At 32.8% G+C, this 18672-nt stretch carries 14 protein-coding genes and 7 pseudogenes; 7 read left to right on the forward strand and 14 right to left on the reverse strand.

Annotation, left to right across the window (positions count from 1 at the left end; genetic code table 11):
• Nucleotides 1-623 (reverse strand): annotated as a pseudogene (locus CQZ94_RS26375) (L,D-transpeptidase family protein); the annotation flags it as partial.
• 207 nt (nucleotides 624-830) lie between these two features.
• Here CQZ94_RS26375 and CQZ94_RS31985 point away from each other — a divergent pair.
• Nucleotides 831-979: pseudogene (locus CQZ94_RS31985) on the forward strand (IS6 family transposase); the annotation flags it as partial.
• A gap of 122 nt (nucleotides 980-1101) precedes the next feature.
• A pseudogene (locus CQZ94_RS26385) lies at nucleotides 1102-1290 on the forward strand (IS4 family transposase); the annotation flags it as partial.
• Nucleotides 1291-2075: 785 nt separating this feature from the next.
• Here CQZ94_RS26385 and CQZ94_RS26390 read toward each other — a convergent pair.
• Both CQZ94_RS26390 and CQZ94_RS26400 read right to left on the reverse strand, forming a co-directional pair.
• Nucleotides 2076-3686 carry an S-layer homology domain-containing protein gene (locus CQZ94_RS26390; RefSeq protein ID WP_105587903.1) on the reverse strand — a complete coding sequence of 537 codons (1611 nt, stop codon included), beginning with the start codon at nucleotides 3684-3686 and terminating at the stop codon, nucleotides 2076-2078.
• 696 nt (nucleotides 3687-4382) lie between these two features.
• Nucleotides 4383-5621, reverse strand: a complete 1239-nt coding sequence (locus tag CQZ94_RS26400; RefSeq protein WP_105587874.1) for a glycoside hydrolase family 5 protein — start codon at nucleotides 5619-5621, stop codon at nucleotides 4383-4385.
• Between the two features lie 667 nt (nucleotides 5622-6288).
• Here CQZ94_RS26400 and CQZ94_RS26405 point away from each other — a divergent pair.
• Nucleotides 6289-6660: pseudogene (locus CQZ94_RS26405) on the forward strand (transposase); the annotation flags it as partial.
• A 4-nt stretch (nucleotides 6661-6664) separates the two neighbouring features.
• On the opposite strand, the gene CQZ94_RS26410 reads toward CQZ94_RS26405, so the two are convergent.
• Together CQZ94_RS26410 and CQZ94_RS26415 are read right to left on the reverse strand one after the other, a co-directional pair.
• Complete coding sequence (locus CQZ94_RS26410; RefSeq protein WP_105587876.1) at nucleotides 6665-7237, reverse strand: tyrosine-type recombinase/integrase; 573 nt, start codon at nucleotides 7235-7237, stop codon at nucleotides 6665-6667.
• Between the two features lie 235 nt (nucleotides 7238-7472).
• Nucleotides 7473-8136 (reverse strand): annotated as a pseudogene (locus tag CQZ94_RS26415) (IS6 family transposase).
• A gap of 295 nt (nucleotides 8137-8431) precedes the next feature.
• On the opposite strand from CQZ94_RS26415, the gene CQZ94_RS26420 reads away from it, so the two are divergent.
• Entirely contained in the window at nucleotides 8432-9064 is a 633-nt protein-coding gene (locus CQZ94_RS26420) for a hypothetical protein (protein ID WP_105587877.1), read from the forward strand.
• A 334-nt stretch (nucleotides 9065-9398) separates the two neighbouring features.
• On the opposite strand, the gene CQZ94_RS26425 is transcribed toward CQZ94_RS26420, so the two are convergent.
• The 6 genes and pseudogenes from CQZ94_RS26425 to CQZ94_RS26450 form a co-directional block, all read right to left on the reverse strand.
• Nucleotides 9399-10940 carry an S-layer homology domain-containing protein gene (locus CQZ94_RS26425; protein ID WP_105587879.1) on the reverse strand — a complete coding sequence of 514 codons (1542 nt, stop codon included), beginning with the start codon at nucleotides 10938-10940 and terminating at the stop codon, nucleotides 9399-9401.
• 559 nt (nucleotides 10941-11499) lie between these two features.
• Nucleotides 11500-12144 (reverse strand): hypothetical protein, encoded by a 645-nt coding sequence (locus tag CQZ94_RS26430; protein ID WP_070143918.1) that lies wholly within the window; start codon nucleotides 12142-12144, stop codon nucleotides 11500-11502.
• Between the two features lie 237 nt (nucleotides 12145-12381).
• Nucleotides 12382-12567: pseudogene (locus tag CQZ94_RS26435) on the reverse strand (IS6 family transposase); the annotation flags it as partial.
• Nucleotides 12568-12772: 205 nt separating this feature from the next.
• Nucleotides 12773-13135, reverse strand: coding sequence for a DUF2304 domain-containing protein (locus CQZ94_RS26440; protein WP_044441254.1), 363 nt, complete (start codon nucleotides 13133-13135; stop codon nucleotides 12773-12775).
• A gap of 6 nt (nucleotides 13136-13141) precedes the next feature.
• A complete protein-coding gene (locus CQZ94_RS26445; protein ID WP_105587880.1) occupies nucleotides 13142-13870 on the reverse strand; it encodes a glycosyltransferase family 2 protein in 729 nt (242 codons plus the stop codon).
• 186 nt (nucleotides 13871-14056) lie between these two features.
• The gene (locus tag CQZ94_RS26450) at nucleotides 14057-14449 is read right to left on the reverse strand and encodes a GtrA family protein (RefSeq protein ID WP_105587882.1); all 393 of its coding nucleotides are present in this window, start codon (nucleotides 14447-14449) and stop codon (nucleotides 14057-14059) included.
• Nucleotides 14450-14619: 170 nt separating this feature from the next.
• Between CQZ94_RS26450 and CQZ94_RS31390 the strand changes: the two are divergent.
• The 3 genes and pseudogenes from CQZ94_RS31390 to CQZ94_RS26460 form a co-directional block, all read left to right on the forward strand.
• Nucleotides 14620-14835 (forward strand): annotated as a pseudogene (locus CQZ94_RS31390) (DUF7832 domain-containing protein); the annotation flags it as partial.
• 434 nt (nucleotides 14836-15269) lie between these two features.
• Nucleotides 15270-15461: a hypothetical protein gene (locus CQZ94_RS26455; RefSeq protein ID WP_105587884.1), complete on the forward strand. Its 192-nt coding sequence runs from the start codon at nucleotides 15270-15272 to the stop codon at nucleotides 15459-15461.
• Nucleotides 15461-16216 (forward strand): hypothetical protein, encoded by a 756-nt coding sequence (locus CQZ94_RS26460; RefSeq protein ID WP_105587885.1) that lies wholly within the window; start codon nucleotides 15461-15463, stop codon nucleotides 16214-16216. Before CQZ94_RS26455 ends, CQZ94_RS26460 begins: the two co-directional genes overlap by 1 nt.
• A 307-nt stretch (nucleotides 16217-16523) precedes the next feature.
• On the opposite strand, the gene CQZ94_RS26465 is transcribed toward CQZ94_RS26460, so the two are convergent.
• The 3 genes from CQZ94_RS26465 to uptA all read right to left on the reverse strand — a co-directional run bounded on the left by CQZ94_RS26465 (nucleotide 16524) and on the right by uptA (nucleotide 18537).
• Nucleotides 16524-16907, reverse strand: coding sequence for a hypothetical protein (locus tag CQZ94_RS26465; protein ID WP_142395943.1), 384 nt, complete (start codon nucleotides 16905-16907; stop codon nucleotides 16524-16526).
• 187 nt (nucleotides 16908-17094) lie between these two features.
• The gene (locus CQZ94_RS26470; RefSeq protein WP_000846743.1) at nucleotides 17095-17667 is read right to left on the reverse strand and encodes a histidine phosphatase family protein; all 573 of its coding nucleotides are present in this window, start codon (nucleotides 17665-17667) and stop codon (nucleotides 17095-17097) included.
• 273 nt (nucleotides 17668-17940) lie between these two features.
• Complete coding sequence (gene uptA, locus CQZ94_RS26475; RefSeq protein WP_105587905.1) at nucleotides 17941-18537, reverse strand: undecaprenyl phosphate transporter UptA; 597 nt, start codon at nucleotides 18535-18537, stop codon at nucleotides 17941-17943.
• Nucleotides 18538-18672: the final 135 nt, after the last annotated feature.

The following is an 18672-nucleotide window of genomic DNA, read 5'->3' on the forward strand; positions in this document are numbered from 1 at the left end:
TATGCAGACTTCAGATGAATTTCGCTTTTATACTTCTGCTTGTCGTAATCTTTCAATAGACTAGTAACGTCATACTGTTTTCCTTCCACGCTTTTCGAGATAATAACTTTTCCTTGCTCGAGCTTGGCCATAGCATCTTGAGGCGCTTTTAAATCTTTATTCATAGATAAGAGCTTTTCTTCTAAAAGTTTTTTCATTGTTTCACTTCGATATTGATTCGCCTTTTCCGGTAGCAGCGAATAATTTTTTTCCTTCGAAGAAGGGAAAAATGTCCACTGGCTTTTTAATAATTTCTTAACTTTAGGCAAATCTTTTTCCGTAAGTTCCATTTGCGTATCTTTTTCATCTAAAATTTGTTGTTGACCGACATAAACTTTGTTTTCTAGTCCAGATGTTTTTAATTTCTGTATTGCCTGATCAGCGCTCAGACCTCCGACCTTTGTGTCGTTAATCGTAACATTTGAATTGAAGTGGGTTGCCTGATAATAACTCATTCCCCCAATAAGAAGTACAATTATACCGCCACCCGCCGCGATAAGCTTCCAATTTGTAAAACGTTTGCTTGATCTTACTCGTTTTTTATCACCTTCTTCAACTGATTCATTTATTGTATTGTTGTCCATCAATCTTTCCTCCGTATATATCAATATCAATCTATTTTAAACTAAAATCATTGACTAGTGTACCTTATTGTTCTTAAAATTTCATTATCTTTGACCAAATTTTATCGCATTAAATTGGTCAAATTTGGACTTTTTAATAGAACGACACATAAAAATGGTGGATAAATTTTTTTAATTCACACTGAATAGTCTCTTATAATCCCATCCCAAGCAGCATATGTATTTATGAAAAGATTGATAAAATCTTTTGGAGAACCAACGGTTCTCACTAAAGACAATGCACTCGCATTACTTTGTGCATTCAGTAAATAAAAGAAGAAGGCTTTTACAAACGTACCAATCATTGCACCACCAAATAATTGAATAATCCTATTGGGGTACCGCCACATCGCTATCAAGCTAAGCTAAGATTATACCCTTAAAACGAAAAAACGCTATGCTTATCGTAAGAAGTTTACGAGAAAGGATGGCATTTTTTATGTCTATTATTTCAGATGAACTGTATCTTTTCGCCCAAGAACTACAAACCTTTGTATCTCCAACTGCACTACAAGAGATTGCCAAACAAGTAGACTTTGTCCAGCGATTGAGCAAATATCACGCGAATGAATTGATTGTACTTTGTGCATGGGATAGTCAAGAAATAGCTAGCACGTCCCTTACCCAATACAGACCATTCATGACAAAGAAGCCTATTTATGTCTCGTTTGAAATTGAACACCCGTACTTCAAAAAGGGCACAATGAAAAAGCTAACGGAATATTTACAGCTCCATATGGCAGAAATGATGCAGAGACCTTCCTAGTATTTAGGAAGGTCTCTTTTTTATAAGACTATTTATGGTTCTGGTGCAAAAATGATTACGTAGATAATCCAACATGAATGTTATATTTTTATGAAAATGAGTTGTTCGGAAATCAGTATTAAAAATCCGTATTTTTATACTTTGTAAAGATTGAATGTCCGTAATCATTCTCATATTTTTGTGTATATTTTGAAAACATTCGAGGTTTGCACCAGAACCGTAATTACTATATTAGGCGCTGTTGTGATCGGTTTAGCGTCGTATTTGTTGTTAAGGGATGATAAAGGGTAACAAAATAAACGAACCCATATCGGAAAAATGATAATTCTCCCCTAAAATAAGTGGGGAAACTTTCAAATTACTATTCTACTGTAGAATGAAAATGATACATTAATAATTAAGGTAACACGGTTCACTATTTAAATCAGTGAATCGATCATAAACATTTACATGTTTTCCAAATATCGTGACTCTATTTCAAGCTCACACCCATCATCAGAAATCTCTCCTTTTCTTCTTTTTTATCAGTGTTGACAGATAAAAAAAGTTCAGACACAAAAACAGGCTGTGGCGAAGACTTTCTCCACAGCCTGAGAACAAGTCATATATCTCTATATGACTTATCCCTTTAACTATTCAGTTTTTTATCATCTGTTATAGTTGATATAACTAGAGTCATTATACACCCACTGATCTGTCCCAATTCTTAGCCAACCGTTCTGTTCTTCATATACTGTAACATTTTCGCCTTTACTTGATTTTCTAACAATAGGATAGTTTGTACCTGCTCCACTCCGAACATTTACCCCAATACCATTTATTTGAGCTGTTCCAATTGTATTTTGAACACTACCAGTTTCAATTACTTGAAGCATGTTTAGAATGAATGATGCTGTTTCACCACGAGTTGTTGTTCCTTTAGGGTCATATTGATTGTCACCCTTACCTTTTACAATACCTAGTCCATACAATCTTTGTACGTCTTCCTTATAGATAATTTGGTCTTTGTCTGAGAATGGTAAGTTTGCAACTGGCCCCCATAGACCTTTATACTGTAAAGCCTTGTTTACAATAATTGCTGATTCTTCTCTTGTAATAGGTGTGTTTGGGTCAAAATAACCGTCACCTCTACCTGCAATGATACCTGCACTTGCAGTGCGTTTAATACCATCTCGTAAAGTTGAGTTTGCATCGTTTAGGTCTTTAAATGAAGTATCTCCAGCGGGCAAGTTTAGAGATTTAGAGATTAATTGAGCAAATTCGGCTCTTGTTACCGCTCTATTAGGTGCGAAAACACCGTTTCCTTCCCCTGCCATAATACCCCTTCTATTTAGCTCTCGAATAGCCGGCTCATACCAACCTCCTGTAATGTCGTCTTTTGGTTGATAAAGATTATTATAATACCCTCCAACACCATTTACGAATGCATCCCATTGTCCATTATTAATCATGTTAGCAGGACAGTTTTTACCACTCCACCTTTGGTGTTTTACGATATTATTTAACGGCACACCAGTTTCTTTCATTAAATAAGCCGCAAGTTTCTTAGCGTTATCTACTGCTTTACTATAGTCACCGTCGCTATTAACTGCGATTTCAATTGCAATAGACTCTCTATTACCTGAACCATCACCGTCTCCTGCGTGCCACCCGTTCTCGTTTAATGGTAAGTGTTGATAAATCTCTTTATCGTCTACTGTAAAGTGCCATGATGCAGCTCGGTCTGTGTTCCCTACTGCTTGGTTATATAGATATTGAGCGTGGTTTCTAGCACCTGCTCCTACACTTGTATTATCAGTCTCATGAATTGTAATGTACTTTGGACTCATGTAGTTTTGAGGACGAATATTATCGTTACCTACTGGAACAATCCATTCAGTGAATGGAACACCGTTTATTGTACTAGAGATTCTAGATGATGCGGAAGACAGACTACGTTTTGTTCTGTTTGAATTGTTAGGAACAGTTAATGTGCCCGTTTCTTCATGAATACCTTCTGAACGTTGAAGGCTGTCTGCTTTCTTATTATCGACAGTACCTTCACCACGTCCGTCTACCCCTTCAAAACTAGCTTCAATACTTTTTAAAGCCTGTTCATCTGATGCTTGAAGTTGGTCTGTTTTACCTTGTTCTTGAACGCTTGTAGGTTGCTTATTGTTTACTGATTGTTGTTCCTCTGCAAATGATGCCAATGGTAAAGATAATACCGTTAATCCTGCTGTTAATGCTACTACTTTTTTGTTAAATTTAATGTTCATTTCTACTTTGGTATATCTCACTATTTTAATAGATATACCTTCCTCCTTGTACTTCTTTTAGTGTGAATAATAGTTTAAATAATTGGTAGTCTGAATCCCCAAAATAACGACTTGATTTTTCATTTCATATAATCAACTTAAATGTATAGGTTTATATATATATAGATGTTTCATAGTTATAACACGAAACTAGGGCTTCTCCCACAACTAAGACCAATAGAAAGAGAATCCAACACAAATTTTTCTTCATAATTGTTTAAATCGATTGGGGAGCGTTTCAAACAAATATTGAAGAAAATGATGAGGACTTAAATTGTTCTCTTTTGCAGTTTCAAGCACACTATACATAATAACACTCCCTCTAGTACCTTCGCAAAAATATAATTTAAATAACATAAATAACCTTTAATGTACAAAACAATAACATTTTGCTTTATATCCCGTTTGTTTTCTATGAAATTCACAAGTCTTTCAAAAATCCTGATTACAAATAAAAAAAGATTTTAAAACACAGAAGTCCTTTTTTATGTTGGTTTGGAATAAAGTTTGATCGAAACTCAGGAGTTTTACCGTGACAGCTTTACCTAATGATGCAAAACGGTGCAACTTTTTTGCAAACAGTTAAACCTTATTCAAAACAGTACGACTTTATTTCAAAGCAACAGCTGTATCCCTTCACGCTCCTAACACCCTATATTACTTAGTAATAGTTGATTGTAAATCATTTTTTATTACATCCCAAAGTGGATTATCTTGATGTACTGGTTTCCCCTCTTCATCCCATTTTATTTTTCCTGTTCCTAATTCATAATTCATTCCTGTCCAAGTATCTTCACGGAATGCATAGAATGATTTGTGCCATTCCTTTTGATTGAATATAGAAATTAAGTCTTGCATATATTGAGGGGCTCCTGAAACGGTACGATTAATTCCAAATTCCTCAGCCATGATTCGATTAGATGGTACATGATTTTTCTTAGACCAATTTTGAACAGGCAGTAAGAATTTATTTAATCCATTTTTATCCCACATCATAGGTGTTTCTTTATCTCCTACTTTTACAATTCCAGGATATTGATACTCTTTATTTTGATTTTCGCGTTGACTTGTTAATTGATATGGCTCATACATATGAAATGCATACAATGTCTTATTATCTTTAACTGGTTTAAGATATTTAAAAGCCCAAGGTGTGGCATATAAACCTGAATCTAAAATAATCGGTGTTTCTTGGTCCACTTCACGAATGGAATTAATGACCTTTTGATAAAATCTATTTAAATCAGCTGTCGTTCCTTTCACTTTTTCATACCATTTCTCGTAATCTTCCGTCCAAAAATCATTATATCTATTATTCTTAGATGTTTCTGGATGTGGCTCATTAATAATGTTGTAACCAACCACAGCAGGATTATCTTTTAATTCAAGCGCAAGGTCCTTCCAAAATTGGCTTGCTTGCTCTTGATACTTCTCTTCTTCCCATATTCTGTCGTCATTCTTGTTATTATTAAATTGACGCCATCGATCACCAGGTAAAGATAACATTGTAAGAACAACTTTCATTCCTTGCGATTGTGCGGCATCTAAATCCTCTTTTAATTTTTCTAAATCCTCCTTTACTAATCCCTGATAGTCATCTGCATTACCTATCAGAAAATCCTTTCCAGAAGTATCTGGTTTATCCTCAAATAAAAAATCTTTATCTTTTGCCCATTTATCTGGTGCTAAACGAACATATTCAATATTGGCCTCCTTTGCACTTTTATAATTCTCAGGTAATGAAGTACTGTTCATAAAATTAGTACCTGTTTTTTTGGAATTCCAAAAATCCATTTTGGAATCTGCACATTTGTAAGTTTCAGCTTTCACATTCATTTCCTGCATCCCTAAGCTCATCATGCCCATTAATGCAACTATTGGTATGATTTTCTTCATAAATTCTCCTTCTTTCTATATTGTGTTTTAAAAATATATAATAAATCACTTTTGTTACAGGAAAGTAACAATTTCAAAAAAACATATTTTATTGATCTATAGAACTCTATTAGGAATTTGAAAAAACATAAAATTCTTTCCTTTACTTCTCCATATCTTATATTTTGTGTAACTGCCTCGAACTCTAAATACCTTGGTAGTCTTAATTTTATAAGCATTTGATTTTGAGTTACACAACATATAAAAGATTGTTAACTACACTATTTGGCGTACCACCACATAGCCATCAAACTAATATTTTAAAGTGTCACCAAAACGAAAAAGCTAACTACTTATCTGAAAAAAGATAAGTAGTTAGCTTTTTTGGATACTATCGATAACAGGAATTATGTGAATAAAAAGTCCCACCAGACTAGAGGGGGGCCAGCCAACCAAATAACATAAAGCCCACGTTAATACATATATTAGGGGTCATCATACATGCCCATCAAGCTAAGATAAATTAATACCACCAAAACGATAAAATTGAGAATTTTTCATTTTTTTGATTTTGGAATTATATCTCTTAATTAGATAGTACCAGGTACCCCACACGAAAAAAGCCGTTCTCCTTGAAGTGCACCTCCGATTGTTAGACACAGTCTAACAATCGGAGGTGCACTTTTTTATGGCTAAATTTTCTTCAAAAGAAAAAATACGAGCGATAAGACGATATTTAGAGGGGACTGAAGGTGGAAAAACAATTGCTAAATCTATTGATGTTCACCCAAATATGCTCTATCAGTGGATTAAACAATATGAATCCTTAGATGAAAATGCTTTTGAAAAACGCTATACATCCTACTCTGCCCAGTATAAACTAGATGTACTTAATTATATGAACGAACAAGGGACATCTATCAGGGAAACGGCGGCGCTTTTCAATATTCCTTCTTACGAAACACTTCGAAAATGGAAAGTAGCTTATGAAACAGGAGGATTGGATGCCCTACAATCAAAGAATAAGGGGCGTCCATCCATGGAAAAGAAAAGAAAAAAACAAATTAGATTCGGAATGTATCAAGTACATTATCTTTTTCTTCTTTATTAATTCCAATGTATCTTAGTGTAATTTGTGGTGTACTATGATTCAATATTTCTTGTAACATAGCAATATCCTTTGTTTGCTTGTAAAACCAATACCCAAATGTTTTACGCATTGTATGAGTACCCAAAGATTCGACTCCTGCAAAATCTCCGGCTTTTTGTAACTGTCGATACGCTTGAATTTTACTAATGGGCTTATCACCTTTTCGAGAAGGAAATAACCAGTTACTTTTTAAATCTTCAGCGTATGGAAGCACTTCCTCAAAAATGGATGTAATATTTATGATACGCTCCTTTTTTGTCTTTCCTTCTTTAACTCTAAATTCTTTCCGTTTTTTTCGCTTCATTTTTAAAATTTCATTCGCCTCCATTTTAAGTAAATCACTTACACGTAACCCAGTATTAATTCCAATCAGGAATAAAATATAATCACGATCTGAACAATGACGTTTAAGAGACCATTTCATATCTTCGAGCTGTTCTTTGCTTCGAATTGGTTGTACATCAATTAAATGTTGCTTTTTATTCATCTACTTTTCAATCCCTTTATTTTCATTAATTTGAATGTATACTTTTTTATATATTTTTAGGATATCAATAAAAATAGATTAAAGTCAATGTTTAAGGGGAAATGAAAGTAAACTTTTGGGTTTTGAATCATTTATAGCTAATTTTTTAATAAATTTCTCAATATTGATATAACGGTTCTGGTGCGAAAATACTTCACTAGAAACATAGAACGGCAATATCCTGTTAACGAGGATATTAAACAGCTAATCCAAACAATTTATGAATGAATTTAACTTCATTTTGGGCAGATTTCACTCTTTGGTGAAGTTGCCTTTTTTTCATCATATGCATAGCTTCGATGCCACTTAAAATTAAAGTAGCTGTACGAAGTGACTTCAATCCTAACATAGAATGGACTCGCTTTTTGATGAAACGATGGTCTTGCTCCACTATGTTATTCAAGTACTTCTGTTGTCTAAGTTGCATACCGTCAGGTATGCTTTTCTCTTTTTTCAACTGTTCAATTGCTATAGGATAAGCCGGATTCTTATCCACCGTAATGACGCGAGGTTTAGAAACATGAAAAGACCGCAAAGCTTTTTTGAAGAAGCGCTTTGCAGCCTTTGTGTCTCTTGTTTCACTGAGATAAAAATCAATCGTGTTTCCTTCGGAATCCACTGCACGATATAGATACATCCATTGACCTTTTACTTTGATATACGTTTCATCGACTCTCCAGGAATCATTTGTTGTTTTAAGATGTCGCCGTACTCTTTCATCTAATTCAGGTCCATATTTGATGACTCCAACGCATAATCGTTGTGTGAGCCATCGATAGGCCACACTCTTCCATCATTTCCACTACATTACGAAACCTCAAGTTGTACCGCAGGTACCATCTCACTGTTAACAAAATAATGTCAGGCTGATAATGTTTCCACTTGAATTAGTTTTGATTTTCCATACTGATCACGTCCCTTTTTTAGAGTAGTAGTATCAGTATGTCCCAGATTTAGAGGTTGCTTACAGTTATTTTGAAATTTTTGCACCAGAACCCTTTAACTGGAGTATTAGGAGTTAGACTGCTTTTTTATGAACCCTCATAAATTTCTGGAATTGAGGGTTACTATTAATATATAATTTATTTAAAATAAAGGTAGTGAAGAGTAACTACTCTTCACCTGAAATAAATATAAAGGAGAATTATAATAATAATGACTTTTCCCAATAATGTTAACGGTAAGTGTGAGTATTCAATAATAGAAATTAGATGCTTACCCTATAATTCTGAAACAATAAAATTTCAAAACGACTTTGTTCTTATTTGTAGTACATATCTTAATAAAAATGATAAAGCACATGGTCATACTACATTTGAAATCCAATCTATAAAAGAATTATCTTATAATAATTCACACGTTAAAGAAGCAAAAAAGTTTGCATTCAAAGGTGGTACTTTAAGGATTAATGATTTTGTAAACATGATTGAAGTGAAAACTGATTATGATACAAAGATTATAGCAAACCTTTCTTACCAATATTCTAAAGATCAAGAGATGGAATATATACAAAATAAAGACTTACTCCTATTTTCTACTTCAGTAGGAATCAAAGGTTCTTTTTCTAACGTCCCTTATCTTTATCTACCACCAGAATTTAAGACCTACATGGACTACTATGATGCTCATCAAGAATCTAAAATTCTCCATGATGCTTTTTATACTTTGTGTCGAAGCACAAAAGAAGATAGTGAATTCATTGAACAATTTAAGGAACTACAAGATAAACAAAGTATTTTAGAAAAAGATTTATATGATCGTTATTTACAAAACACATATAAGGACTAAATGAATTTCTTAAAGGACACTTCATAACTAGATGATAACAATAAAACGTATGTTTTATTATGAAAAAAAGCAATTCCTCTCCCACCTATTTGTTGGTGCCATGCACCTACATACAAATTGAGGAGAGAGAGGAATTACCTAAATTTAGTTAAAATGATTACATGCTGTAAATATACACATCAGATGAACAAAACAAATAAAATAAAAAAAAGAATCCCATATCATATATGTTTATGGGATTCTTTTTTCATCTAGTACTGGTCCATTGTTACACAGACCTCAATTAATCGTTTGTGCATTGTTTTATTTTATTAATAAACTACATAGATTCATATTAGCGTTTGATATCCGTTAATATTTTCTGATATCCCATTGCTTTCGGGCTACCGATCTGAATTTTATTTGTTAACTCATTATTATAGATTGTTGTTGCTTTCGCAAATTGATTACGATCCCATTGGTGATCTTTAGCAATTTGTTCATCAGATAAATTATAGTATGAATAAGTTACACGTCCTTCTACATCTGGAATCGGATCATCGAAGGTTGTATCAAGATGGTACCATCTCCCCTCAATTTTCACTAAATTCCAAGCATGAGGTTGTCCATTTCCAGTCCCTGTTACAATATGACCTTCTACTCCTGCCTCTTTTAACAATTGATAAGTTAATAATGCATATCCTTGACAAACAGCAGAACGGTTTGCTAAAGCTTCATATGCCGTATAAGCCTGGAAAGAAGTATCATAAGAAACATGTTTTACGACATAATCATGAATCGCTTTTACTTTTTCATGTTCATCCATACCAGCTTTAACAATAGAAGTGATAACTGATTTTGCTTGTGTCTTTACATAGTTCATTTGCTCTTTTGATTCACGGTATGTAATTTTTAATGTAAATACATAATCTCCTGGAATACCACGAATAGAATATTGTGTATTTGCGATATTATATTTCATGTATTCATTTGAATCAACTGTCTCATCATATGCTTTAACAAGCGTATCCATAACTTCTCTAATATTAGATTGTTTAGATTTATATGTTATAGTTATATCTTCTTCATGATTATTAATATAATTTTTCATGTCTTTTTTATAAGCTTCTAATAGTTGTACCTCAGTTTGTACACTCGTACCTTCATTATTTGGTTTTGTCACATCAGGATTTTGTGTATTAAATTGTTCCATATAATTTAATGCATTAAATAAAAACTGTGCATACTGTTCACGAGTTACAGTTTTATTTGGTTCAAAACCTCCATTACCTGTACCTGATGCAATTTTATTCGACTGTACGGCACTAATAGCGTCCTTCGCCCATGAATTATCTGGTACATCATTAAAAGTATGTTTACTTAACACAGGAACTTTAAAAGCATTCTTGATGACCTGTGCCATTTCTGCACGACTTAATGATTCTTTTGGTCGAAATTCCCCATTTTGATCCCCTTTAAAGACTCCTATGTCTGTCAAAAATAGAATCTCTTCTAGGAACATTGTTGAGTTTTTATTAATGTCCTTATATGGATTTTTAAGCTGAGACCCATCTTGCATAATATAAAAAGAGTTGTCCTTATTAAGAGTGCCTCCTTTTTTAGCAGGAGCTAGCACACGATAAATTAAAGCTGCCACCTGTTCACGAGTAGCATTATCTCCCAGGCCAAACATTCCATTTCCATATCCCCCGATAATATTACGATTAGCTAAGCTCGTAATGGCATTATTTGCCCAATGGTTTTTGGGGACATCATTAAATACAACTGAATTTCCCCCTGACTGGACTTCAGCTTTTACGGGATCACTACTTGTTCCTAACAATGCACCTCCTACCATCGTTAATGATGTTATTGATTTTAATAGTTTTTTACTCATAAATTCTCTCCTAATAATATATTAAAGTAATTAACTTTACTTCACTAAGTTTATTAAACAAGTGGTATCTTTTAACTAAAATTTACAGATTTACGATACGAGAAAACCCCTGCAGGACTTAAGTCCGCCTTTAAGCATGGGATGAAAGTATCGCTTTTGCGTAGCAAAACATGTTAAAATGGCTTCAAAGTCATGCAAAAGACTCTAAAACATAAGGAGAACCAAACAATCTGTACGGTATAGTAACAGCCCCTTAGCCCATGAACCTATATAGTCTGTCATGGGAGTGGTGATAGCACATCGCAATCTTGCACGTCAGCGATACCAGAAATGAACTTCGCCTTTGGTAGCAAGAATCCCACTGACGTATGTCAGCTTGCCCCTTTAGGGGTGGGAGTGTCAAAAATGTACTATGAAAGACTTTTAGATAGATATAGTCTAGGATACTACAAAATACATATATAGTTTTATGAATTTATGCATTTTCTTCATTTTTATAAACAAATAGGTGTATTTTGTATAATATTTAAAGGGTTTTTGATGTTTCTATGAAAATAAATCAAATTTTCTTATATTGATTCCGTAAAAAGCTATCATACAAGATAAGAGATTTATTCTTTTGTTTTTCTTTTAAAATTTCAAATTGATTAATGAAAGATTCTGAACAATCATGTTCTTTTATGAAATGTTCTAATATTGAGTAAGCGGTGTGAAGAACTTCAGAATCGTGCTTAGCCTGATAATATTCTATATACTTCTTAAAATCCGGAGGAAGATATAAATAAGGAATATTAGACAATTGCCCCTTTGGCCCTTCAGAAATGGAAAATAAGAGTAAATCTTGCTCTTGTATATATTCCCTCTCTTGATCGCTATGATATTGATAGGAAAGTCTCGCTATGAATTTCGTATCATAGTCTGATTCCGCTTGAGTAATTGTTACAAAATCATTTATTTTCAAAGACCCACCTTGGTATACAAACTTCTTAGCATTTTTTACATTTGGATTATTATAAGACAGTTCTTTTATTGATTGAATTTCAAATGTAGTATGACCATGTGCTTTATCATTTTTATTAAGATAAGTACTACAAATAAGTACAAAATTATCATAAAAATCAGGTACTGTAGAAATACAAGGTAAACATTGAATTTCTATAATTGAATACTCATAAGACGTATTGATGTTACTTGGAAAAATCATTTTATAATTCTCCTTTAAATTTATTGCTCATGCCATATAATCGATCTTCATGAAAAATAGAAAAGCCATTATCGATTTGATAAGGGCTTTTCACCTGCTTTTATATAGAATAAAAATCAGATGCCTATAGAAGTATAACATAAAATTTAATTAAAACAATGTGGTTCTGCTGCAAAGTTTGAAAAAAAACATAAACAGGTTGGTAAATGCGGAACAATGTTTCGGAAGAAGTTAGTTCCAAATTTGATAGATGAGATTTCCATATTCATGAACCCATCGCATGATGGTTGTTGGGTGAACTGAAATACCACGTTCTTTCAGCATTTCAGAAACATCGCGATAACTTAAAGAAAAACTGCAGTAGTACAGGGCGGCTACTAAAATAATAGCTTTCTTGAATTGTTTTCCTTTAAAATATCTGATGTGGCGGTACCCCATGCCCATCAACTTAAGAAAACAAATCCACCCCAAAACGAAAAAATGAGCTTTTTTATTACAAGTTAGGACAAAATCTCGTTCTGGGGGAGTTGTATTTTCTTAGCTTGATAGCGATGTGGCGGGACCCCTCTAAGAGATATATTTTAAAAAATGACCTGCTTTCTAATTTAGAAAGCAAGTCATTTTTTAATTATGCATCGTGTAAAGAATCATTTTGTTCTTTATTATTTAATTTTTGTTTTAGCAGCGCATAATCTTGTGTCAATGTTACAAGTTGGTGATGCTGTTTAGAAACCTTACGAGTTAAATCAAAAATTAAAATAAAGCAGAATAAAAGTCCGAACAAGAATAAAACAGATGGTGGGTATTCTACGTGTAATAGCTTCCCAATCCAATTTATAATTTTATCTGTAGAGCTTAAAATTGCCATTGCGATACAAACGAAAATCCAAAGGATAGAATATTTTGTGTCTAAAGCACCTCTACGTATAGAATTAATAATTAGGAAAAATAATAATAAGATAAAGATAAATGAAAAGGTAACTATAGGCATGAATTATCAACCTTTCACAATTTTTTGCATTAATATGGCTAAACTTACTTTAATCATGTAATATGCAGATTTTAAAGGTGTAATAGAAGATTGTCCCCCTTGTCTTTCTTGCATATTAACTGATATTTCCTTAATGCGAAGGTTCTTCTTTTTTAAGTGAATGAGCACTTCTGGTTCTGGATAATCTTTCGGATAATTGTGTGCGAAAATCTTAATTACTTCGCGATTAATAGCGCGGTATCCAGATGTTGGATCCATAAATGTTTGTTTTGTTAGTAATTTTAACAAGGCAGTAAAGTAAAATATTCCAATTCGTCTTGAAAGACTTCCTTTATATGCGGTTTTTTCCGTAAATCGAGACCCTAGCACCATATCGCATTGATCTTCAGCAATAGGTTGGATGATTTTATATAAATCTTCTGGGTTATGTTGTCCATCGGCATCAAATTGAATAGCGATATCATAACCATTTTCATAAGCATATTTGTATCCAGTCTGTACAGCTGACCCAATCCCTAAATTATAAGGTAGATTTACAAGATGTACCGGGAATGTTGTGACAATTGCAGGTGTTTTATCTTTGGATCCATCATTCATTACGCAAATATCTAATCCTCCAAAGTGTTCTTTTAGTTCTAAAAGTCTTGTTAATGTATCTGCAATCGCTTCCTCTTCATTGTAAGCGGGAATGATAATCAAGGTTTTAGGTATTACAATTGGTACCTCAACAGACATATTGCACCATCCTTTATATGATAATAGGCATTATTATTTTTAGTAAAAGACATTGTTAGTTAGCATTTTAAAAGCCGGTTTCTAAGAGACCAGTCTTCGCTATTATTTCACTCCAATTCTGCAGCCATTTCACCCATTACAAGTTTCATTAGGTATAAAAATGTTGCTTCCTATGTAAATTTCACACTATACTATTCTTTCGATTTTCGTAACTAATATTTTTTTCGATAATAAATATGTAAAAGGTATCGCAGTCAGTGATGCTAGGAAAGGTGAAATTATTTCATTTAAACCTACTAAGTCAACTAAAATATAAATGCCGACAGTTGTAACTGCAATATTAACAGCATATGTTAATGGGAATTGTAAAAATTTCTTTAAAGTCGGTTTTGTTTTGTAAGTAAAGTACGTATTAAGAAAAAAAGAACCTATTATGCCTATTACAGTAGCAATAATATGTGCTGATAAATAATTTAACCCTATTAATTGGCCTAATAAAAGATAAAATATGTAATAATTCAGGGTATTCGCGCATCCCACTATAATAAAACGAAGCACTTGTTTATTAAACACTTTCAATTTAATTTTCTCCCTATCTATAATTTGACTAGTCCTTCTTTATATAATCATAAACACTGAGTAATATTTAGGGCTATAATTAAAAACAGATATTTTCCTTTATTTTCTAAATACTATTATATACTAAAGGGTTAAGTTAGGTACATTCTAAATTACATTTTCACCTGGAGATGCCCATTTTATCGTTTTGGGGTACTTGCTTTTCTAAGCTTGATGGAGATGTGGACATCGTTATTTGTGATAAGGCAAAATACCATTATGAAGGTGATTTTCCGAAGGATTTTCCAATTGAGCAAGTATTTGTACATACTGAAATGTTTTTAGGATGGCTAATTGAAAATAATTTATTTAGTGGAGGATTTGAAGAAGTATCTCAAGATGAAATTAAAATGATCTAGTTTTACATGTATCTTGGCTGAAGCCCTTTTAGAGTGGGATTTCTTCTCTCTTTGACGTATAAAGACTAGAATCCAAGAACGATAGAGTATACTAGTAATAAGAGAGGTGAATAATATTAATAACAATGATTATGTTTTAATAAATTCTGTGATGACAAATATAGTTCAAGTGGGAATGACCCATTAGAAAACCAGAGGATAGAGTAGAAGAAGTATCATTTGTAACAGGTGTACCAACAAGTTTTATTCTTGTTTACAATAAATTTACTGAATATAATTTACTTTTAGACGGAATGATGCATGAATTTCTAGAATAACAAGGGTTTAGAGTAGCAAAATGGGTTATATAAAAAATCTTAGTATGCCGAAATTTATCTCCAAGGACATCATATACAGTGAGAATAAAAGGAGTGGTTCATCATATGAATATTAGGTCAATAATAGGTGAAAATACAAGAGAATTATTTGTTTATTCAAAAGAGATAGAGGGATTTCTTAACATTTTTTCAGGTACGGAGCCTAGAATGTGCTTAGAAGAACTTGAGGAAAACCAAAGAATTATTAACAAAGTGTATAGATTGATACCATTGGTAAATGATTGGGGTGATAAATAATGCAATCGGAGAAGCAAATTGCATTAACATGTATTGCCCATGACCCATCAGGTAACTTACTGCCAATTATACGAGAGTTAAAGGAGGAATTAATAAAGCTGAGCTACAATCAAAAATATATAACAATCAGTGATTTAACTCCAAAGGAAGTTGTTATGGAATTAAAACAATGTAACTTTAATATAAACATTATTGAAAAATCAGGAGCAGCAAATGCTAGAAGAGAAGCATTAAAATTTGTTAATAATTATAGTCATGATTATTATCATTATTGTGACTTTGATCGTCTATTGACGTGGATTATTGAGTTTCCAGATGAATTGGATACCTTGATAAAGAACATAGCTGATGTAGATTACTTAATAATTGGGCGGACACAGAATGCTTTTAATACACATCCTGAAGAATGGAAAGTTACAGAGTCAATATCAAATAAAATTATGTCGTTACAATTAGGAAGAGATGTTGATATTACAGCCGGCTCGTGTGCATTGTCAAGACGCTCGATGGACTACATAATAAAATATTCTAGTTGGAAAATGACAGATGCAGAATGGCCAATGATTATTAATAAATTGACAGACTTTGATATTGATTATATCGAGGCAGAAGGTTTAAAGTATATAAATAAACTTAATAAAGACAATATAATTGATCCTGTAAAATCATGGTCGACTAGGTTGAAGCTTTCGTATATTATAAGTCAATCAATCTTTGATTTTGAAAACAAAGTCCTCAAATCCAAGATCGATTAACTGAATATTTAAAAATGTTTAATTCGTTATTACTGATAGGCCAAACTCTAAGTCTCTAATTGTTAAGAAACCTTAAACTGTGTGATGGACCTTCGATGAAATAACGAAAAGTTTGATATATATGGGCCCGTCCGCCACATGTCCATCAACCTAAGAATAGCTTTTATGTCCACTGGGGGGATAAAAGGTAGTGTAATTCCTGAGCGAAGAGTTGCAACTGTTCTGTTAGTGAAATATTCATAAAAACGCCATCCTTTTCAAGGATACTATTAAAAGGATAGCGTTTTTTTCATTAATATAGATACTTTTATTCTAATTTCTTCATTTCTTTCAGCCGTTCTATATCCTTTTCTGAAGCCTTTTCTATTTTATATAGTTCATAGCTACCCTTTATCTCATTTATCACTGCAAATTCAATTTCATTCCGAACATAGCTTTTAGTTTTCCCCTTTTTATAACCAATAACATTATCTAATATAGTTTCCCCACTATCTTTTTTATATAAATTATAGCTAACAGGTGGACGACCAATTACATACTTATTATCAGAAAATCCGACTATATCATCCCTCCCTAATCCTGTTGAAACACTCCAGACAAAAATAATCTGAAATATAGAAAAAACAATAATACCGCATAAGAAAAAAAATAGGATTGATTTAAAAAATAACTTTAAAAGTATCCTGCCCAAAAACATTCCCTCCCATTTCATCTCGGAGTAGCAAGAACAAAACACGAATTTTGTACGCTAAGGAACCGGATTTTTTAGATTGTTGAACTCAATCCCCCGTTAGTGCCATAAGAAAAAGAGTTACCGCAGTAACCCTATTGTTTATAATACACGTCATTGGGAAAAGCTATGGATGAATAAAGTCAATCTATTCAATTTCCCACAATCTTTTAATCTCCACCAATTCCTGTCCATTGAATTCCATTCTGTATATATCTGGTTTTGATGTCTGTAGTAAAAAATTCAAATCATACTTACTATCATAATACCCCATCATCAAAGTCATAACAGCTCCATGGGTTCCTAATACTACTTTCTGTCCTCGATAGGTGTTTAATAATTCTTTTAAGACTTTTATAGCACGTTTCTGACAGTCGACATTAGACTCTCCTCCCGTTAAAGCAAAGTCGGGTTCTAAAAATGACTTTGTTATCAAAGGGAATAATTCTTTATCCGACATTCGTTCCTCTTCAGCAATAAAAATTCTCTCTTTTAAGTCTTCAAATACTAAAACTTCTTGTCCTATTTGCTTCGCTAACTGCTGAACAGTTAGAATTGAACGATTGTATGGACTTGAGATAACAATGTCAATTCCCTCACCTTGTAATACATCTGTTATTCGTTGAACATCTAATTTTCCTTTTTCAGTTAATCCTCTTGTTTTTTCTTTTCCAGATTTCGGTGAATCCCCATGTCTCACCATATATATGAAAGTTTTCATAATTCCCTCCATTTTTCCAGGTTCTTTTACAATTCCTTTCTTATATTAGCATATATATCCAATTCATTCTCCTTAAAAATAACAGAAAACTGTGAATTTGAAATAAAGTCACGATATTTGTAAGAAAGACGCGAAGTTTTCACTATCCTCTGGTATAAAAAAACGCCATCCTTTCTGTATATTTCTACAAAAAGAATAACGCTTTCTATGAATTATGGGTATAAATTCATCTTAGGCTGATAGTAATGTATGGTGGCCCCTAATAATAAATTACTAGCCACGTCTTCTCATTAATTTTTTTACAACAAAATAGAACACAGCAAGAGCCACTGCAGTAATAGCAAAATATTTAATATAGGGTCCTGCTACTTCATTTATATTCTCCCACTTTTCACCCAGTTTCCAGCCTAAATATACAAATAATGCCGACCAAGGAATAATTGCAAGTGTAGTAAGCGTAATAAATCTAACATGTGACATTTTAGCAATACCTGCAGGTACTGAAATAGCATGGCGCACAAAAGGAATGAAACGTGCTGTAAATATTACACCAGTTCCATAACGATTGAACCATGCTTCCGCATGATCAATATGCTTTTTTTGAATGAAAATATATTTTCCATAACGCTCAAGTACTGGTCTACCTCCATAACGACCAATCCAGTATATAAATAGTTGTGCTATAACTCCACCAATTGTACCGAATACAACAGCACCGAAAAACGATATACTTCCCGATGATACTAAATATCCAGCATAAGCTAGCACAATTTCACTTGGGATTATTTCAATCATTAGTCCAAGCATAACTCCCCAATAACCAAGTCCTTCTAAAAAAACTAAAATTGAATGGATTAAATTACCTAACATCTTTACACCTACCATATACAAATTTTTAAACATACTAAAAAAATAAAGAGATACCTTATTCCAGGTACCTCTTTATTTTACATAATATACAAATTATTCACAGTAAAATATGATAAAGATTTCTTTGTTATGTAC

The organism is Bacillus sp. MYb209 (assembly GCF_002975175.1).
GTDB lineage: Bacteria > Bacillota > Bacilli > Bacillales > Bacillaceae_G > Bacillus_A.